The sequence below is a fragment of the Bradyrhizobium sp. WYCCWR15520 genome, assembly GCF_056174665.1.
Map to the genome: position 1 here is coordinate 36,173 of NZ_JBWBWM010000006.1, position 15,971 is coordinate 52,143.

General features: G+C 62.1%; 15 protein-coding genes. 11 read left to right on the forward strand and 4 right to left on the reverse strand.

The window, feature by feature from the left end; all coding sequences use genetic code 11:
* The first annotated feature begins 190 nt into the window (after positions 1-190).
* Positions 191-1,960: an adenylate/guanylate cyclase domain-containing protein gene (locus AC0QUY_RS08350; RefSeq protein WP_475386482.1), complete on the forward strand. Its 1,770-nt coding sequence runs from the start codon at positions 191-193 to the stop codon at positions 1,958-1,960.
* A 171-nt stretch (positions 1,961-2,131) separates the two neighbouring features.
* On the opposite strand, the gene AC0QUY_RS08355 is transcribed toward AC0QUY_RS08350, so the two are convergent.
* The gene (locus AC0QUY_RS08355) at positions 2,132-3,163 is read right to left on the reverse strand and encodes a G1 family glutamic endopeptidase (protein WP_475386483.1); all 1,032 of its coding nucleotides are present in this window, start codon (positions 3,161-3,163) and stop codon (positions 2,132-2,134) included.
* A gap of 14 nt (positions 3,164-3,177) precedes the next feature.
* Complete coding sequence (locus AC0QUY_RS08360; protein ID WP_475386484.1) at positions 3,178-4,209, reverse strand: phosphatase PAP2 family protein; 1,032 nt, start codon at positions 4,207-4,209, stop codon at positions 3,178-3,180.
* Positions 4,210-4,367: 158 nt separating this feature from the next.
* Here AC0QUY_RS08360 and AC0QUY_RS08365 point away from each other — a divergent pair, with 158 nt between their 5' ends.
* A complete protein-coding gene (locus tag AC0QUY_RS08365) occupies positions 4,368-4,529 on the forward strand; it encodes a hypothetical protein (RefSeq protein ID WP_475386485.1) in 162 nt (53 codons plus the stop codon).
* Between the two features lie 171 nt (positions 4,530-4,700).
* On the opposite strand, the gene AC0QUY_RS08370 is transcribed toward AC0QUY_RS08365, so the two are convergent.
* Together AC0QUY_RS08370 and AC0QUY_RS08375 are read right to left on the reverse strand one after the other, a co-directional pair.
* Positions 4,701-5,693, reverse strand: a complete 993-nt coding sequence (locus AC0QUY_RS08370) for a hydroxyacid dehydrogenase (RefSeq protein WP_475386639.1) — start codon at positions 5,691-5,693, stop codon at positions 4,701-4,703.
* Between the two features lie 97 nt (positions 5,694-5,790).
* The gene (locus AC0QUY_RS08375; protein ID WP_475386486.1) at positions 5,791-7,836 is read right to left on the reverse strand and encodes an adenylate/guanylate cyclase domain-containing protein; all 2,046 of its coding nucleotides are present in this window, start codon (positions 7,834-7,836) and stop codon (positions 5,791-5,793) included.
* A gap of 198 nt (positions 7,837-8,034) precedes the next feature.
* On the opposite strand from AC0QUY_RS08375, the gene AC0QUY_RS08380 reads away from it, so the two are divergent.
* The 9 genes from AC0QUY_RS08380 (at position 8,035) to AC0QUY_RS08420 (ending at position 15,930) form a co-directional block, all read left to right on the forward strand.
* Positions 8,035-8,766 carry a cytochrome c biogenesis CcdA family protein gene (locus tag AC0QUY_RS08380; protein WP_161849421.1) on the forward strand — a complete coding sequence of 244 codons (732 nt, stop codon included), beginning with the start codon at positions 8,035-8,037 and terminating at the stop codon, positions 8,764-8,766.
* 137 nt (positions 8,767-8,903) lie between these two features.
* Positions 8,904-9,383, forward strand: a complete 480-nt coding sequence (locus AC0QUY_RS08385; RefSeq protein WP_475386487.1) for a DoxX family protein — start codon at positions 8,904-8,906, stop codon at positions 9,381-9,383.
* Between the two features lie 76 nt (positions 9,384-9,459).
* Entirely contained in the window at positions 9,460-11,235 is a 1,776-nt protein-coding gene (locus AC0QUY_RS08390) for a thioredoxin domain-containing protein (RefSeq protein ID WP_475386488.1), read from the forward strand.
* Positions 11,236-11,634: 399 nt separating this feature from the next.
* A complete protein-coding gene (gene bufA2 / locus AC0QUY_RS08395; protein WP_202639161.1) occupies positions 11,635-11,898 on the forward strand; it encodes a BufA2 family periplasmic bufferin-type metallophore in 264 nt (87 codons plus the stop codon).
* A gap of 193 nt (positions 11,899-12,091) precedes the next feature.
* Positions 12,092-12,349, forward strand: coding sequence for a BufA2 family periplasmic bufferin-type metallophore (gene bufA2, locus AC0QUY_RS08400; RefSeq protein WP_161849423.1), 258 nt, complete (start codon positions 12,092-12,094; stop codon positions 12,347-12,349).
* A 101-nt stretch (positions 12,350-12,450) separates the two neighbouring features.
* Positions 12,451-13,356: an MNIO family bufferin maturase gene (gene bufB, locus AC0QUY_RS08405; RefSeq protein ID WP_475386489.1), complete on the forward strand. Its 906-nt coding sequence runs from the start codon at positions 12,451-12,453 to the stop codon at positions 13,354-13,356.
* Complete coding sequence (locus AC0QUY_RS08410) at positions 13,353-14,138, forward strand: HvfC/BufC N-terminal domain-containing protein (RefSeq protein WP_161849425.1); 786 nt, start codon at positions 13,353-13,355, stop codon at positions 14,136-14,138. The genes bufB and AC0QUY_RS08410 overlap by 4 nt, the downstream gene beginning before the upstream one ends.
* 17 nt (positions 14,139-14,155) lie before the next feature.
* Positions 14,156-14,944 carry a creatininase family protein gene (locus AC0QUY_RS08415; protein WP_161849426.1) on the forward strand — a complete coding sequence of 263 codons (789 nt, stop codon included), beginning with the start codon at positions 14,156-14,158 and terminating at the stop codon, positions 14,942-14,944.
* Complete coding sequence (locus tag AC0QUY_RS08420) at positions 14,941-15,930, forward strand: hypothetical protein (protein ID WP_475386490.1); 990 nt, start codon at positions 14,941-14,943, stop codon at positions 15,928-15,930. The genes AC0QUY_RS08415 and AC0QUY_RS08420 overlap by 4 nt, the downstream gene beginning before the upstream one ends.
* Positions 15,931-15,971 lie beyond the last annotated feature (41 nt).

Sequence of the window (15,971 nt, forward strand, 5' to 3'; positions counted from 1 at the left end):
CGGGCGGCGACGTGCCGACGAGTCCAAAAAAATGCAAGCGCAATTCGGGCCTCGCAGTCGATCGGCTCGACGTTGTCAAACATGACTTCCTTTGCGACGTTTATGAGGATATCCTTTTCGAGCTTGCGGCTATTGCTCGCATTTTGATTTTAGGGAAACACAAGTAGAACTTTGTAGAAGTATCAATAATATGACACCATCGGTGCCGGAAGTACGACGACGCCTTGCAGCAATCCTCGCGGCCGACGTGGTCGGCTACACCCGTTTGATGGAGGCGCACGAGGAAAATACTCATGTCCGGCTCATGCAGTTGCGCTCTGAAATCCTCGATCCGGGCATCACGGCGCAAAACGGAAGGATCGTCAAGAATACTGGCGACGGCTTTCTTGCAACCTTTGAGACTGCACGAGATGCAACGCGCTGTGCTCTTTCGCTACAGGAAGCGGTGGCCGTAAAAACAGCGGGAATGCCCGCCGACGAGCGCATCAGCTTTCGTATGGGCCTGAATGCTGCGGACATTATCGTCGAAGAAAATGATGTCTATGGCGATGGCGTGAATATCGCCGCACGTCTTCAAAACTATGCGCCGGCGGGTGGCATTGTCGTTTCGGGCGCCGTTGCGGAGCAGCTTGGCGCAGATTTCAATGTCGGGGTAATTGATCTCGGCGACCTGCATCTTCGCAATATGGGCCGTCCCGTCCGCGTGTATTCGCTTCACCCTCCCAAGCAACCTGCGAAGCTCGTGGGGGAAGCTTTGATGGGTTCGGAACCGCGCCCTTCGATCGCAGTTCTGCCGTTCCGAATGAATTTGGCTACCCCCGACGAGGGGTATTTCGCCGATGGTGTTGTTGACGACATCATTCGCGGCCTTGCCGGACTCAAGGAGCTTTTTGTCGTATCACGAGGCTCCAGCCTTGGCTTTGGCGGCCGCAATATTGACGTGCGTGAGATCGGCCGCCAGCTCGGGGTTCGTTACGTCCTCTATGGGGGGGTACAGAGAACGGCGACGACGGTCCGTATTGTGACCGAGCTCAGTGATACCGAATCGGGAGAGGTCATTCGTTCGGATTTGCACGAAGGCGACCCTAGTGAACTCTTTGCCTTTCAGGATCGTATTGCCATCAACGTTGCAAAACAAATCGCGCCACAGGTTCGCGAACGCGAGTTGATGCGAGCGACGCGCAAACATCCCACGAACCTGACCGCCTACGAACTGGTGTTGCAGGGGCTCGAGCTGTTGTACCGAATGGATTATGACTCATTCTCCAGAGCCAGGGGTCTGCTTGAGCAAGCCATCTCGCACGATCCTAATTATGCGCTGGCCTATTCCTACGTTGCTCTTTGGTACATATTCCGCATCGGAGAGATTGGATCGCCGGATCCGGACGGCGACGCCGTCGCCGGTGCCAGATATGCCGCGGAAGCCATTGAACGAGGCGGTGACGATGCGTTCGCATTGGCAGTCTACGGCCACGCCCAGTCATTTATGCTCCACGACTTTCAGAAGGGAAGGATCGTGCTGGAGCGTGCCATTGCCGCCTGCCCAAGTTCGGCCATGGCCTGGACCATGGCAAGCGCCACATCCGGCTTCCTGGATGACGGCCCGACGGCAGTGCGCCAGGCTGAGCAAGGCGTGCGGCTCTCGCCGCTCGACGCCCGCTCGTTCTGGCATGAGGGATTGCTCGGTCAGGCTCATTACGTGAACGGCGACTATGAGCAGGCATTGGAGTGGGTGCGCAGCGCGGTGGCACGTAACGATCTAATTCGTTTCAATCAGCGCCTGCTCATCGCCACGCTCGGAGCCTTGGGCCGCAGCGAAGACGCCAAGCAGGCGGCGCGCCTCTACCGGCAGACTGAACCGAATTTCCGCATATCGTCCTACGTGAGGCGCTGCCCCTTCCGGGGCTCTGCCCTGGAGACCTGGCTTGGGCATTTGCGATCGGCAGGGCTTCCTGATTGACATCTATCGCCGGCGACAACCGTCGAACGAGGGGCGCTGCGGCATGGCACTGACGGTGAACACTGCGATCAAATGTTAATTTGGTTTCGTTGCCCTTTATCCCCCTATCCGTCACTCTGGCCCTACCGTCCAACGATCCTACATGCTCCAACGCGCTACCCTGATTGGTAATCAAGGACCCGTGTATCGCAAGTCCAGCTGTTGCGAGGGCATCAGCGTCTTCTTGGCAACCGAGATGATCCGGACGCCGGGCGGCGCTTTGGTAATCTCGTTCATGCGGATCAGTCGGGCCAACTCCAGATCGATCGACGTCGGCCCCGAACCATCCGGTGCCGTGGATTCGGCGCGACAACCCGTGAAGGAAAAATCCCCGTAGGCCGGCAGCGGATAGGGGTACCAGGGGTCGCCCCCCTGCAAAGGAGTGGGCCGTTCCATGATCCATTCGGCCGTCGCCCCCGAGACAAGGTATCCCGTTGGCGCGGAGACGTCGATTACTTGTAGGATCCCGCCCAAGGTAACGTTTTTGATGTGCAAGCGTACCGTCGTTGGATCAAGCACCGTCAAGCTGGCGTAGAACTCGTGGCCAGCCGCCACCGGCAAATTCAGAGGATGCCATGGCATGGGCGGGCCCTTCGCCCACCACTGATACCAGACCAAGTAGGTTGCGGCTCCGGATGCTCTTGTAAAGACCTGCATCGTCCCGATCTGCGGCAGAGTCGAATCGCGGTAGGATCGTTGCCCATCCAGCCCTATCCAGGTCGAGCTATAGTACTCAGGGTCCGCCCCCACCGCCGGTGCAGCAACCGTAGGCACGGTCCAGCTCCCCTCCACGAAGGTAATGTTGTCACCGCCCCTCGGCGTAACGAAGCCGCCAGACCAGTTATTGCTTCCCGTCGCGGGCCATGGATGGCCCGGCACAGCCAAGCTGATCGTCGCGAGATACTGCGAATAAGGATAGGCATCATCACTCACAGCCGGGATGAATTGCACCGGCTTGCCCGGTTCGGGCCCGGTAAGAAAGTTCGACCGGGCGATGTTGCCGGGCGATCCGGGCGGATAGTCATCAGGAACGGGAAGCCCGAAATACCGTAGCTCCTCGGCGGAGGCCTTCAATGGATCGAATGTTGGCCCCGGTAGCGGCAGAAATTTCGTCCTCTTGCGCAGTTCTGCCAGTGCATCGATCACAAATGGCGGCAACTTCATGGGTCCCTCCCCGATCAATTCAGCTTCCAATCGTCCATGGCCGCCCTGACGACGGCTCTGCCGAACTTTCCGATCTTGTAGTCGCCGGGTTTGCTGGGGTCGCCGCCCGCATTTAGTTCCGACAGTTTGTTGTAAACCGCGTCCGCCAGAGCGCTCCCGGCCTGCGAGTCGCTTGGATAATGAAGCCCGGCAATCTCGCGATTGCGCGCCACACGCTGGGCCAGCGCGGACAGCGTATCGTTGAGCGTTGTCAGGTGAGCCGCCGGCACATTGGGAGAAATTGAGAAGACCAGCTGCATGCATTTGGCCATCAGGTAAGCCTGCGTCGCGTGTCCGCTGGGAAACGACGAATGCCCCGGAACTGTCACCGGCGGCATCAAGCCCGGAATCTCCCAGGAGGGCCGCGGCCGATCAAAGACGTCCTTGAAGTGCAGGGCCGCAAATGAACCAATCAAACTGGCAATGTGCAGGACGCGGAAGGTGCGGAAGTGGGATCCTGGCTTCATGGCGAGCGCCTCCATGAAGGCCGTGATGAATTCGACATCCTGGGTCAGGATCTCGCCCAAGGCCGACGCTCGTTCGTCCCGCGCCATGTTGAACAGCCTTTCGTATTCCACCTGCTGAAAGGTCTTGCCAACGGCGGCAGCGTTGTTGAGGTTGAGCAGGATTTGAGCGAGCTGGTCGTTTAGGGCCTGTGTGGCCCAATTGGTGGATGCGAATTGCTTCAGAACGCGCCACGCGAACCAGCGCCCTGCCCAGTTGCGATCATCGAAGCTAACGTCGAAGCCGCCCGTTGTTGCGGCGGTGGCAAACCGAACCTTCTTAGGCGCGCCACTGGTTGTTGCATCCTGAATGTAAACCTGACGCAAAAGTTTCCCGAGCGGCGTGGTACTCGGGGTCTCCGTGGCAAACGGAAAGTCCGCCCGGTCGGGCAAAGTCCAGCCACCGCCTGAGTCGCCGTTCATGCCGGCGTTGCCGGTATTGCCGGTATTGCCCGTGTTACCCGTGTTACCCGTGTTGCCTGTGTTTCCCGTATTGCCCGTCATGACCACCTCCTCTTCGCTCTGACTATAGTTGACCTTGTCTAACCTACCCCGGCCACGGTCTCGTCGTCGGCGTTCAGCTGTTGAATAGCCTGTAAGTTGCCTTGCATTTGATCTGCATCAATGTGACGGCTGGTAAGGGCAAAAGGCTCATTGAGTGAGTGGATCGCCTCATTGATAAGTTCAAGGACGAGACATCGCCGTCGATCGTGCAGGCGACAATGCCGGAGCGCCACAAGTCGGCGTTCTTGCGTTTCGCAGCCATGTTCATGCTCTATCAGGCGAAATGCAATCTAGGCGGCACTCCTAAGGCGCGCGTGTGAGCCAGATCACTATGCTTCCAAAAAATTGTCAGGCAACTGGGGCAGGGATTATTTTGCTTTAAGCAGGAGGTTGCAATAATAGTACCGTACTTGCTTCGGATTCGGCGCACGGGCTACGGTAAGCCGCTGGTGAAATCTCGATCGCGAAGCAAACTCGATTGACGGAATTCCTCACGCACTTTCGCTAGCTGCCGTCCGCCTCCACCGCTCTGCATTCACCGCGCCGGCCGGCACCTCTCCCGCAACAATCGCCTCGACCTGCTTCACCGTCTCCAGCGCCTGGCTCTCGATCGCCGGCGGCGTCAGGCCGCCGATGTGTGGCGTGGCGATGACGTTCGGCAGTTTGGCGAGCTCCGGCGACGGCATCTGGTCCAGCGCGCGGCCGACATCCATCGCGGCGCCGGCGATGCGGTTGTCGCGCAATGCCGCCGCCAACGCCGCCTCGTCGACGAGATTGCCCCGCGACAGGTTGATGAAGAAGGCATGCGGCTGCATGCGCGCCAGCGCCGCCTGCCCGATCAGGTTTTCGGTTTGCTCGTTGGCGACAGCGAGGCAGACGACGTAGTCGGCGCGCGCCAAGAGATCGTCGAGCGGCACATGCCGGATGGCGGCGTCGCCGACGGCGGCATAAGGATCGGCGACCATGATCTCCATGCCCAGCACCTTGGCGATGTCGGCGAGGTAACGGCCGATGCTGCCGTAGCCGATGATGCCGAGCCGGCTGCCGGCCAGTTGCCGGCCCATGATGATTTCGGGTTTGCAGGCGGCATGATAGTCGGCGGTGGCGCGCGATACGCCGCGCGACAGATCGACCATGAAGCCGAGCGCGAGCTCGGCGACCGACTGGACGAAGCCGGGTCCGGCCCGCGTGACGAGGACACCGGCGGCGGATGCGGCGTCGACATCGATATTGCGGATATCGACAGCGCAGCGAACGAACGCTCGCAGTTTCGGAAGTTTAGGAAATATCTCGCCGGGACCCGCGGTGAGCCGGTCGGCGACGATGATATCGACGTCATCAGCCGCCGCGATCAGACCGGCGGCGTCGAGCGCGTCGTTTGCTTCGTGCAGTTTCACCTGCGCGATGGCCTGAAGCCCCCTGAGGCTGCGCTCGCCGTAATACTGCGCGCGCGCCTGCGGCGTATGGGTCAGCAGGACTTTCAACATTGGCAACTTCCTTGTCGATCGCTGCGGCATGCAGTCACGGCAAGTGCATCTATGGCCAAGCCCTGCGCCGCGTGCAAGGTGGTGGCCCCGCTGCCTACTTGCTCCGCGCGACCGTCGTGCCGTCCCAATCCTCGCCGGTGGGATTTTCAACCTGCTGGCGGCACCGTTCAATCATCAGGGATGAGGCGGCATCGTCCTTGCGGACCTCCAGCGCCTTCTCGAAGCCATCGATCGCGGCCATGAAGTCGCCCGCGCGCCAGGCAGCGAGGCCGGCCTCATAGGAAGTTACCCAATCGAGCTTGCCATCGAACTCACCGGCCATACCAAGCAATTCATAGATCTGCAGTCCACCCGCGCGGCCATAGACCGCCAGCCGGTCGAGCTCGCGGACCACGATGCTCTTCCCCGCGAGCCTTCGCGTTTCGGGGCCGATGATGATCGTGGAGCCGTACGTCTTGTTGGTGCTTTCCAGGCGGCTGGCGATATTCACGGCATCGCCGATCACGGTGTAGTTCAGCCGCACTTCCGACCCGATATTGCCGACCAGCATGTCGCCGGAGTTGATGCCGATGCGGATCCTGACGCTCTGGCCGTGGTCATCGACGAGACCGGCCTCCTCCACCGCGCGCCGGCACGCCAGCGCGGCGCGGCAGCAATCGACGGCGTGATCGGGATTGGGCGATGGCGCGCCCCAGAACGCCATCACGGCATCGCCGATGAATTTGTCGATGGTGCCGTTCTGATTTTGAATCTGCGCCGAAACGCAGTCGAAATAGCGCGACAGCAGTGGAATGATGCGGTCGCCGAGCCGCTCCGACATGCCGGTGAAGCCGGCGAGATCGATGAACATCACGCTCATCGGCCGCACCGCGCCGCCTAGCCGCGCGCCGTTGCCGTCGCTGATCAGGCGCTTGACGAGGTCGGCGGGAATGTATTTGCGAAACGCCGCCAGTCCCTGCGCCATGTCGCCGATCGCGCCCGAAAGATTGCCGATCTCGGTCAATCGCGACGGATGCCGTTGCACCTTGTCGAGATCGAAGCGCTCGACATGCCTGATCTCGTTGACCACCTTGATCAGGGGCGCTGCGATCAGCCGCTGGGCGAGCCAGGCCGACAATAGCCCGGCAAAGACGATCAGCACCGCAAGGCCGATCAGCAAGTTCCGGATCGTCATCTGGACCGGTCCGAGAAATTCCGATTCCGGCACCACGGTCACCAGCGACCAGCCTGGAAACGAAATTGGCGTGATCACCGCCTGATAGGCCTTGCCGTCCCGCGTCACCGTCGTATTGAACGGCTGCCCTTCGCCGGGTTCGTAGGCGCTGCCGGCGTTTCGGATTGCCTCGACCGCGACCGGAAACAGCGGATGATCGGTCTTCAGCGCCACCAGTTCGCTGGCATCGGGATCGGGCGAGGCCACCACCTTGCCGTCCCGCTCGAGAATGAAGGCGCCCGCCGATTTGCCGACCGTGAGCTGCGACAGGAAATTCGAGACGCGGGTCAGTTCGATGATGATGGCGACGACACCTGCCGGCTTCTTGTCGATCTCGACCGGCGCCGAGAAAGCCGCCGCCAGCCGGTCTCCGCGCGGATGCGTCGTCAGCGTCGACCAGTGTTCGTCATTGGTCTCCCTGACGACCCGAAACCATTGCTGCTCCGTCAGGGAATAGTCGGTGTCTTCGAACCAGCTTGCCTTGAGCTTGAGCTCGTCGCCGACGAATTCGTAGCGGTTGATGCGCATGTTGCGGTCGGGCGAGATCTCGAGCATCTCGATGACGTTGTTGCCGAGCTTGTGCCCGGCAAAGAACGAGCCGTCCGGCCATCCGAACGCCACCCAGGAGATGGTCGGCTGCGACAGCAATTGCGACCGGAATACGACTTCGCGTTTCCGGGCATCGCGCGGGTCGAACACTTTTTCGGCCAGCAGCGTCCGCACCGCCATCATGGAAGAACGCGCCTCCGTCGTGACCGACTGCAATTCGTCGCCCACTGCCGAAACGATCTGGTCGTTGATGGTGTTGGCGAGCGTCTGGCTGACCTGGTGAGCCGTGCGCCACCACAACAAATGCACGCCGACGGCGCTGACGACGATGGACGTCAGCACGAGGGCGGAAATGGCGGTGCGGATGCCGAGGCGCATGTGGGGGTCCTGTTCGCGGGCCGTTACCGGCCTTACGAGACCATACCAGCGCCTGTTTCAGCCGCGAGGCCATTTCGGCGCCCCGGACACGGCTCTGTGACCGCAGTTGAGCCGTAATGACGACGAAACTTCGCGATTGGCTGTTCCGTACATGTCAGGACGGCGCTATGCCTTGTGGCAATTCTCGAAGGTCATGCAATGCACGATGTTTCCATCCCGGCGGCCCTGATTGCCGGTCTCGTCAGCTTCCTGTCTCCTTGCGTTCTGCCGCTGGTGCCGCCCTATCTGATCTATCTCACCGGCGCGACCATCGAGCATGTCGCCAATGACGGACCGACGCAGGCCTCCAAGCGCGCGGTGATGGCTTCGGCGCTGATGTTCGTGCTTGGCTTTTCCACCGTCTTCGTGGCGCTCGGCGCCAGCGCCTCGCTGATCGGCAGCCTGATCCGCGCCTGGTCGGCAGAGCTTTCGATCCTGGCCGGCATCGTGATCATCATCATGGGCCTGCATTTCCTCGGCCTGACCCGGATCGGGCTGCTGATGCGCGAGGGCCGGATGCAGATGCCGAAGCCGGTCGGGCTGTGGGGCGCCTATGCCATGGGGCTCGCCTTTGCGTTCGGCTGGACGCCCTGCATCGGCCCCATTCTGGCGGCGATCCTGTCGATAGCAGCGGCCGAGGCCACCGTCGCCAAGGGCGCGGGCCTGCTGGCGGTCTATTCCGCCGGGCTTGGAATCCCGTTCCTGCTGGCGGCCTTCATGATCGAACAGTTCTCCTCGCTGTTTGCGCGGATGAAGCGGCATCTCGGCAAGGTCGAGCAGGCCATGGGCGTCCTGATGGTCATCACCGGCATCGGCTTCCTGACCGGCGCCGTCTCCAGCATCAGCATCTGGCTGCTCGAGACTTTCCCGGCCCTGCAAAATTTCGGCTGAGGCTCCGTAACAAGCGGGCGGTCGCCTGCGAAATTGCTGTCGGAGCCGGATTTCGCGCGGCACTTTCGAGCGCGCCGGATTGACGGAGACTGCAGGCCGGCGGCCCCGTCACGACAAATACCTAGAGGGGAGGTCGCATGAATTTTATCATCAATCTTCTTATCCTGTTGCCCGCTCAGATCGCGTCGCATTTTTCCTGGGCCGGACCGCTGATCATGCGGCTGATCGTCGGTTACACCTTCATGCTGGCCGGCTGGGGCAAGCTCAACAACCTGACGCAGGTGACCGAAAACTTTATCGGCTGGGGCATACCGTTTCCTGGGATACTCACCCCCTTCGTGGCTGGCGTCGAATTTTTCGGCGGCGCGATGCTGATCGTCGGCCTGTTCACACGCATTCCGGCCGCAATGCTGGCGGTGGTCATGGTCGTCGCCATCAGGTCGGCAAAATGGGGCGATGTCGATTCACTGGAGACGCTGCTCGGCTTCGAGGAGGCGACCTACTTCGCCGCCTTCATGTGGCTCGCCATTGCAGGTCCCGGCGCCGCCTCGCTGGACCGGCTGCTGGTGAATGCCAGCGGTCACCGCGACCCGTCGAAGGCGCTCACAATGCCGTGACATCGGCGAAAGGCTGAGCCCGGATCCTGCCGCCTGCGTAGCTCGAAAAAAAACGCCAGCCCTTCCGGGAGCCATCATGAAATTCGTCCGCATTGTCGCCTTCGTCCTCGCCGCCTCTCCGTCGCTCGCCGCGGACGGGCCGAAATGGAGCGAATGGAACGACGATCTGTTCGCCCGCGCGCAGGCCGAACAGCGTTTCGTCATCCTCGATCTCGAGGCGGTGTGGTGCCACTGGTGCCACGTGATGGAGAAGACGACCTACGCCGATCCCAAGGTTAGGGAATTGTTGGCGGAAAAGTATCTGCCGGTGCGGGTCGACCAGGACGCCAATCCAGACCTGTCGAGCCGCTATGGCGACTGGGGCTGGCCGGCGACCATTGTGTTCGGCCCTGATGGCACCGAGATCGCCAAGATCAGGGGATACATCGAGCCGGAACGAATGCAGGCGCTGCTCAAGGCGATCATCGATGATCCCACGCCGGGGCCGTCGGTCGGCGAAGCCTTTGAGGTGAAGCCATCCAGCTCCGCCTTCCTCGACAAGGAGCAGCGCGCCGCGCTGACAAAGAATGTCGACGAGTCCTACGAGGAAAAGCTCGGCGGCTGGGGCGAGAACCAGAAATACATCGACGCCGACAGCATGGATCTGGCGATCACCCGCGCCGAGGCCGGCGACACCATTGCGGCCAAGCGTGCCCGGCAGACGCTGGATGCCGCCATTGCGCTGATCGATCCGGTCTGGGGCGGCGTATACCAGTATTCCGAAGGCGGCTCCTGGACCCGCGTGCATTTCGAAAAGATCATGTCGTTCCAGGCGCAGTATCTCAGGCAATACAGCCAGGCCTACGCGCTGTGGAAGGATCCGAAATACCTTGCCGCCGCACGCAATATCGAACGCTATCTCGCGCAATTTCTGACGAGCCCCGAGGGTGCGTTCTATGTCAGCCAGGACGCCGATCTCGATCACGATACCGACGGTCATAAATACTACGCGCTGTCGGACCGCGAGCGCCGCAAGCTCGGCATGCCGCGCATCGACAAGAACCTGTACGCACGCGAAAACGGCTGGGCGATCTCGGGGCTTTCGGCTTATTACAACGTCACCAACGACGCCAAGGCGCTGGCGATCGCCGAGCGCGCGGCGAAATGGGTGATCGAAAACCGTGCACTGCCGGAAGGCGGCTTCCGCCATGGCGAAAAGGATCGCGGCGGGCCGTTCATCGGCGACACGCTGGCGATGGGCCAGGCCTTCCTCGATCTCTATGCTGCCACGGGAAATCGCGACTGGCTCACATCAGCCGCGAAGGCCGGCGATTTCGTCGCAACCTTCCGGGACGAGGCCGGCGGCTTCGTGACCTCGAAGACCGCGGAAGGCAAGACCGGCGTGCTTGCGAAGCCTGCGAAGCTGATCGAAGACCAGGTGCAGGTCGCAAGGTTCATGAACCTGCTCAACCGCTACTTCGGCGTTGATGCCTATCGCGAGCAGGCCGCGCATGCGATGCGTTATCTTGCCAGCGCCTCGGCCGGGATGATGCGTCCCCTGCCCGGCGTTCTGCTCGCCGACGAAGAACTCGCGGTGGAGCCGACCCACATGACGATCGTCGGACACAAGGACGACGCCCGCGCGAAAAGCCTGCATGCCCTGGCCCGCGCGCTGCCGGCCCGCTACAAGCGCCTGGAATGGCTTGATCCGCGCGAGGGTAAGCTGCCCAACCCGGACGTAGAGTATCCCGATCTCGGCGAACCCGCGGCCTTCGCCTGCAGCAACCGGATCTGCTCGTTTCCGTCCTTCAATGCCGAGGAGTTGCGCGCAACGGTCGCGCAGATGGCGAAGCTGAAGCCGGCGCGCGGATAGGCCGACCGAATTCCATTGTGCAATGCAATTCAGCGCGCGTCACGCCTAATCTCGCGCATCACGCCTAATCTGTTGAAGCGCGGCGCTTTCTGCGCGGCGCGCTCGCAGACAGCGCAGCGCGCAAACGAAATACTCTCAGGCTGCTCGGGGTTAGAGATCCACGGAATGTCCAACCGCAAAAAAAGAAAATTTTCTTTTGAAACTCTGTAACCAAATCGCCCGATGCCCCGTAGCTGGTTTTCGGATGCGCACTCGGTCACGGACGCTTGACGGTTTCCAGCAAGCAACCCGCGACCCGATTGCCATCCGTCACATCGCTTGCGTTGTGAGGGTCCGTGATCGGGCGATCAGCGGATGCTTGCGGCGTGTTGTCTTCAAACAATGATCGAGGAGATCGTCATGAAGTTGAATTCCAAATCCGGTGCGACGCTCGCCGCTGCCGCCGCCACGCTGTTCCTCGCCGGCTCGGTGGTGTCGACGGTGTCGACGCCTGCGAACGCGGCCCAGGGCAAGTGCATGGCCGGCAATGCCTGCAAGGGCCAGAGCGCCTGCAAGGGCTCGGCCAACGCCTGCAAGGGCCAGAACGCCTGCAAGGGCACCGGTTTCTCGATGACCTCCGAGAAGGCTTGCGCCGCCCAGGGCGCCAAGTTCGTCAAGGGTTGATCGAACGGACCAGATACCAGGAGGGCTCGGCACTGCCGGGCCCTCATTGTTTCGGCCCCGCGGCTAAAATACAATCGGCCCCGGGTGTAACAAAATTCAAACCCGCTGCGTAGCTCTCTCCGGGTGCCGTTTGTCGGCTGGAGCTATCGCTGCTTGCGGGCGGTGCACCCTCACATTTCCTATGGAGGATACAATGAAGATGACTCCCAAGTCCGGCGCCGTACTGGCCGCAGCCGCTGCCACCCTGTTCCTGGCCGGCACCACCGTGTCGACCGTGACCTACGCTGCCGGCGAGGGCAAGTGCGTCGGCGCCAATGCCTGCAAGGGCCAGAGCGCCTGCAAGGGCAGCGCAAACGCCTGCAAGGGCCAGAACGCCTGCAAGGGTCAGGGCTTCTCGGCCATGACCAAGGAAAAGTGCGACGCCGCCAAGGGTAAGTTCATGCCGTCCTAGGTCATGATCCCCGTCGAGGCCCGGTGTAGGCCGGGCCTCGCATCCATGCTAGGTTGAAAGACACGCCGCCCCGTTTGGCTGCCGGTTCGAGCGGAGACGAGATGAACGTCGCAAGCAGATTGCCAGATACTCCTGCGGCCGCGCTTGCAGACGGTCCGGCGACATCGGCCAAGCCGCCCTTCCTCGGCTTCGGCCTCGGCCTGCGCCACCAGCATTACGACGAAATTCTCAGCGGTAATCCGCCGATCGACTGGTTCGAGGTCATCAGCGAAAACTACATGCTGCCCGGCGGCCAGCCGCTGCGCACGCTGGACCGGATCTGCGAACGCTATCCTGTGGTGATGCACGGCGTGTCGATGTCGATCGCCTCCACCGCACCGCCGAATTTCGAATATCTGCAAGGCTTGAAGGATCTCGCCAAGCGCGTCGAACCGAAATGGGTGTCGGACCATCTGTGCTGGACCGGCGTGCACGGCAAGAACCTGCATGATCTCCTGCCGATTCCCTACACCAAGGAAGCGCTCGATCACGTCGTCAGCCGCGTGCAACTGGTGCAGGATTTTCTTGGCCGCGCCATCGTGCTCGAAAACGTCTCGACCTACGTGCAGTTCAACAATTCCGAAATGACGGAATGGGAATTTTTGTCCGAATTGTCGCGCCGCTCCGGATGCTGGCTGCTGTTCGACGTCAACAACGTCTATGTCAGCGCCTTCAACCACGGCTATGATCCCATGACCTTCCTCAACGGCATTCCGGCGGATCGGGTGGTGCAGTTTCACATGGCCGGCCACAGCCATATGGGCACCCATATCATCGACACCCACGACCATCCGGTGTGCGAGGACGTCTGGGATCTCTATGCCGCGGCGCTGAAACGCTTCGGCCGGGTCTCGACCATGATCGAGCGCGACGACAACATTCCGCCGCTCGACGAACTTGTGCGCGAGGTTGTCAGGACCCGCAAAATGGCCGAGCAGATATTGCCGGCAGGCAGCCGCGCGGTATGAGCGATTTCGCCCGACAGCAGGCCGAATTCCAGCGCGGCATCCTCGATGGCGACGATGCGGTGCTGGCAGATATCCTCGACAGCCCGCGGGAGAAACGCGAGGCGCTGTTCGGGGTCTATCGCTATGCCTATGGTTCGCGGCTGGTCGAGGCCATGCGCAATGACCACGAGTTGCTGCATCTTTATCTCGGCGACGAAATGTTCGACGAGATGGGGCACGCTTACGTCAAGGCGCGCCCGTCCGAGCACCCGAACCTGCGCTGGTTCTCGCAAGGCCTGCCGGCGTTTTTGAAATCGACCGCGCCCTACGCCGAGCATCCCGAATTGTCCGATCTCGCCGCGCTCGAAAAGGCGCTCAACGACGCCTTCGACGCCGCGGAAGGCAGGGTCGTCGAGCTGAGCGACATGGCGGGCTTTGCGCCCGAAGCATGGTCGGGCCTCAGATTCCAGCCGCATCCCAGTGCATCCAGGCTAGACCTCGCGACCAACGCATCTGCGATCTGGCTCGCGCTCAAGAACGAGGAAACGCCGCCCGACGCGGTCGGACTGGAGCGACCTGCGCATCTCCTGATCTGGCGCCAGGACGTCACGCCGATGTTCCGCGAGCTTTCGGCGGAAGAGGCGATGATGTGGGATGAGGCCAAGAACGGTATTCCATTCGGCGTGCTCTGCGAAATGCTCGCGACCTATGACGATCCCGACAGCGCGGCGGGCCGCGGCGCGGGCTATCTGCACGGCTGGATCACGGCGGGACTTTTGACGGATGTTTCCGTCGGTTCATGAAGAGGAGCGCTCGGCGAATGGGAAGTGACACCGATCGCCATTTCATCGAGCGCATGCATTGGGACGATGTCGCGCGGCGCATCGGTGATGGCGCGGTGGCGATATTGCCGATTGGCGCTGCCGCCAAGCAGCACGGCTTCCACCTCCCCCTCAATACCGATCGCATTCAGGCCGAATGGCTCGCAGCCAGGATGGCGGAAAAAATCGACGCGCTGGTCTGGCCGACGCTGACCTATGGTCATTATCCCGCCTTCACCGACTATGCCGGCAGCAGCAGCCTGTCGATTTCAACCTTCGAGGCCTTTGTGCGCGAAATTGCAGGCCAGATTCTTGGCAGCGGCTGCCCAAAGCTGCTCGTGCTCAATACCGGGATCAGCACCCTGGCCCCTGTCGATCGCGCCCTCGGGCGCCTCGACGGCGAACGGATCAGGCATTTATGGATCCATGAGGGTCCGCGCTATCCGCGCGTGGCGAGGCAATTGGCCGAGCAAGGCCATGGCAGCCATGCGGACGAGTTGGAGACCTCGCTGATGCTGGCGATGGCGCCGCATCTCGTTGACATGGCGCGCGCCGAAGCCAGCCCCGCTTTGATCCAGGAGACGCCGGGCGCATTGACCCCGTCTGATCCGAATTCGCCGAACTACAGCCGCTCCGGCTGCTATGGCGATCCGACGCGGGCGACTGCGGCCAAGGGCGAAGCCTTGCTCGCCGCCATCCTTGACGACCTCCACGAACAGGCCGCCGCGTTCATGGCGCAAGGGCCCGGCGAGCACCATTCGGCCGGGGCCCAAGCCGTGCTGCGATGAAGGCCGACGGCGCTCTTCGCTGGAGCGTTGCCGCCGCTGTCATCGCCGCGATGCTGGCAGGCACGGTTTCGTTCCGCGCCGCCGCGCAATCGGAATATATGCGCGGCGACCGCATGCCCTACGACGCGTTCGAGCGGCTGCCCCGGACCGACCTCGAGATAGGCGGCGGCACCATCCATGTCGCGTTCGCGCCGGGCGACATGGCGCTACCGAGGGAAAAATTGCTCGACTGGATCAGGATGTCGGCCCGGGCCGTCTCGACCTATTACGGGGGTTTTCCCGTCAACTCGCTGCGGCTGCTGCTCGTGCCCGTCGATGGCGGGCGCATTCGCGGCGGCACGACCTGGGGCTATCGCGGCGCCGCCATTCGCATTCCGCTCGGCCGCGATTCCACCGAGGACGTGCTGCGGCGCGACTGGGTGATGGTGCACGAGATGGTGCATACCGCCCTGCCCGACATTCCCGCCCGCTACGCGTGGCTGTCGGAGGGTCTCGCCGTCTATGTCGAGCCGGTCGCGCGGGTGCAGGCCGGCGACCTCTCCGCGCAGGAAATCTGGCAGGCGATGATGCGCGACATGCCGAAGGGCCTGCCGCAGGCCGGCGATGAGGGCCTCGACAACACTCCTACCTGGGGACGGAAATATTGGGGCGGCGCGATGTTCTGCCTGCTCGCCGATATCGAAATCCGCAAAGCGACGGGTAATCGCCTCGGTCTGCAGGACGCCATGCGCGGCGTGCTCGCCGCCGGCGGCAATCACGAGCAGAGCTGGCCGATCGAGCGCATTCTTGCAACAGCCGACAAGGCCGTCGGCGTCGACGTGCTAACGCGGCTGCACAACGAGATGGGGCCGAAGCCGGTGACACCGGACCTTGCTGCGCTCTGGCGCGATCTCGGATTGAAGCGGATTGGCGAAGATATTGAATTCGACGACACCGCGCCACTCGCCGCGATCCGCAAGGCGATCACCGCGCCGCACCGACCATAATGCATTTGAGAAGGATGATCCGGCCGCCGATCGCCGCCGGA

Excerpts from the sequence above, each read along its gene's own strand:
- AC0QUY_RS08390 (WP_475386488.1), top strand. The coding sequence starts at position 9,460 with ATGAAATTCGTCCGCATTGTCGCCTTCGTCCTCGCCGCCTCTCCGTCG.
- AC0QUY_RS08420 (WP_475386490.1), top strand. The coding sequence starts at position 14,941 with ATGAAGGCCGACGGCGCTCTTCGCTGGAGCGTTGCCGCCGCTGTCATC.
- AC0QUY_RS08410 (WP_161849425.1), top strand. The coding sequence starts at position 13,353 with ATGAGCGATTTCGCCCGACAGCAGGCCGAATTCCAGCGCGGCATCCTC.
- AC0QUY_RS08355 (WP_475386483.1), bottom strand. The coding sequence starts at position 3,163 with ATGAAGTTGCCGCCATTTGTGATCGATGCACTGGCAGAACTGCGCAAG.
- bufB (WP_475386489.1), top strand. The coding sequence starts at position 12,451 with ATGAACGTCGCAAGCAGATTGCCAGATACTCCTGCGGCCGCGCTTGCA.
- AC0QUY_RS08360 (WP_475386484.1), bottom strand. The coding sequence starts at position 4,209 with ATGACGGGCAATACGGGAAACACAGGCAACACGGGTAACACGGGTAAC.
- AC0QUY_RS08380 (WP_161849421.1), top strand. The coding sequence starts at position 8,035 with ATGCACGATGTTTCCATCCCGGCGGCCCTGATTGCCGGTCTCGTCAGC.
- bufA2 (WP_202639161.1), top strand. The coding sequence starts at position 11,635 with ATGAAGTTGAATTCCAAATCCGGTGCGACGCTCGCCGCTGCCGCCGCC.
- AC0QUY_RS08375 (WP_475386486.1), bottom strand. The coding sequence starts at position 7,836 with ATGCGCCTCGGCATCCGCACCGCCATTTCCGCCCTCGTGCTGACGTCC.
- bufA2 (WP_161849423.1), top strand. The coding sequence starts at position 12,092 with ATGAAGATGACTCCCAAGTCCGGCGCCGTACTGGCCGCAGCCGCTGCC.
- AC0QUY_RS08385 (WP_475386487.1), top strand. The coding sequence starts at position 8,904 with ATGAATTTTATCATCAATCTTCTTATCCTGTTGCCCGCTCAGATCGCG.
- AC0QUY_RS08350 (WP_475386482.1), top strand. The coding sequence starts at position 191 with ATGACACCATCGGTGCCGGAAGTACGACGACGCCTTGCAGCAATCCTC.
- AC0QUY_RS08415 (WP_161849426.1), top strand. The coding sequence starts at position 14,156 with ATGGGAAGTGACACCGATCGCCATTTCATCGAGCGCATGCATTGGGAC.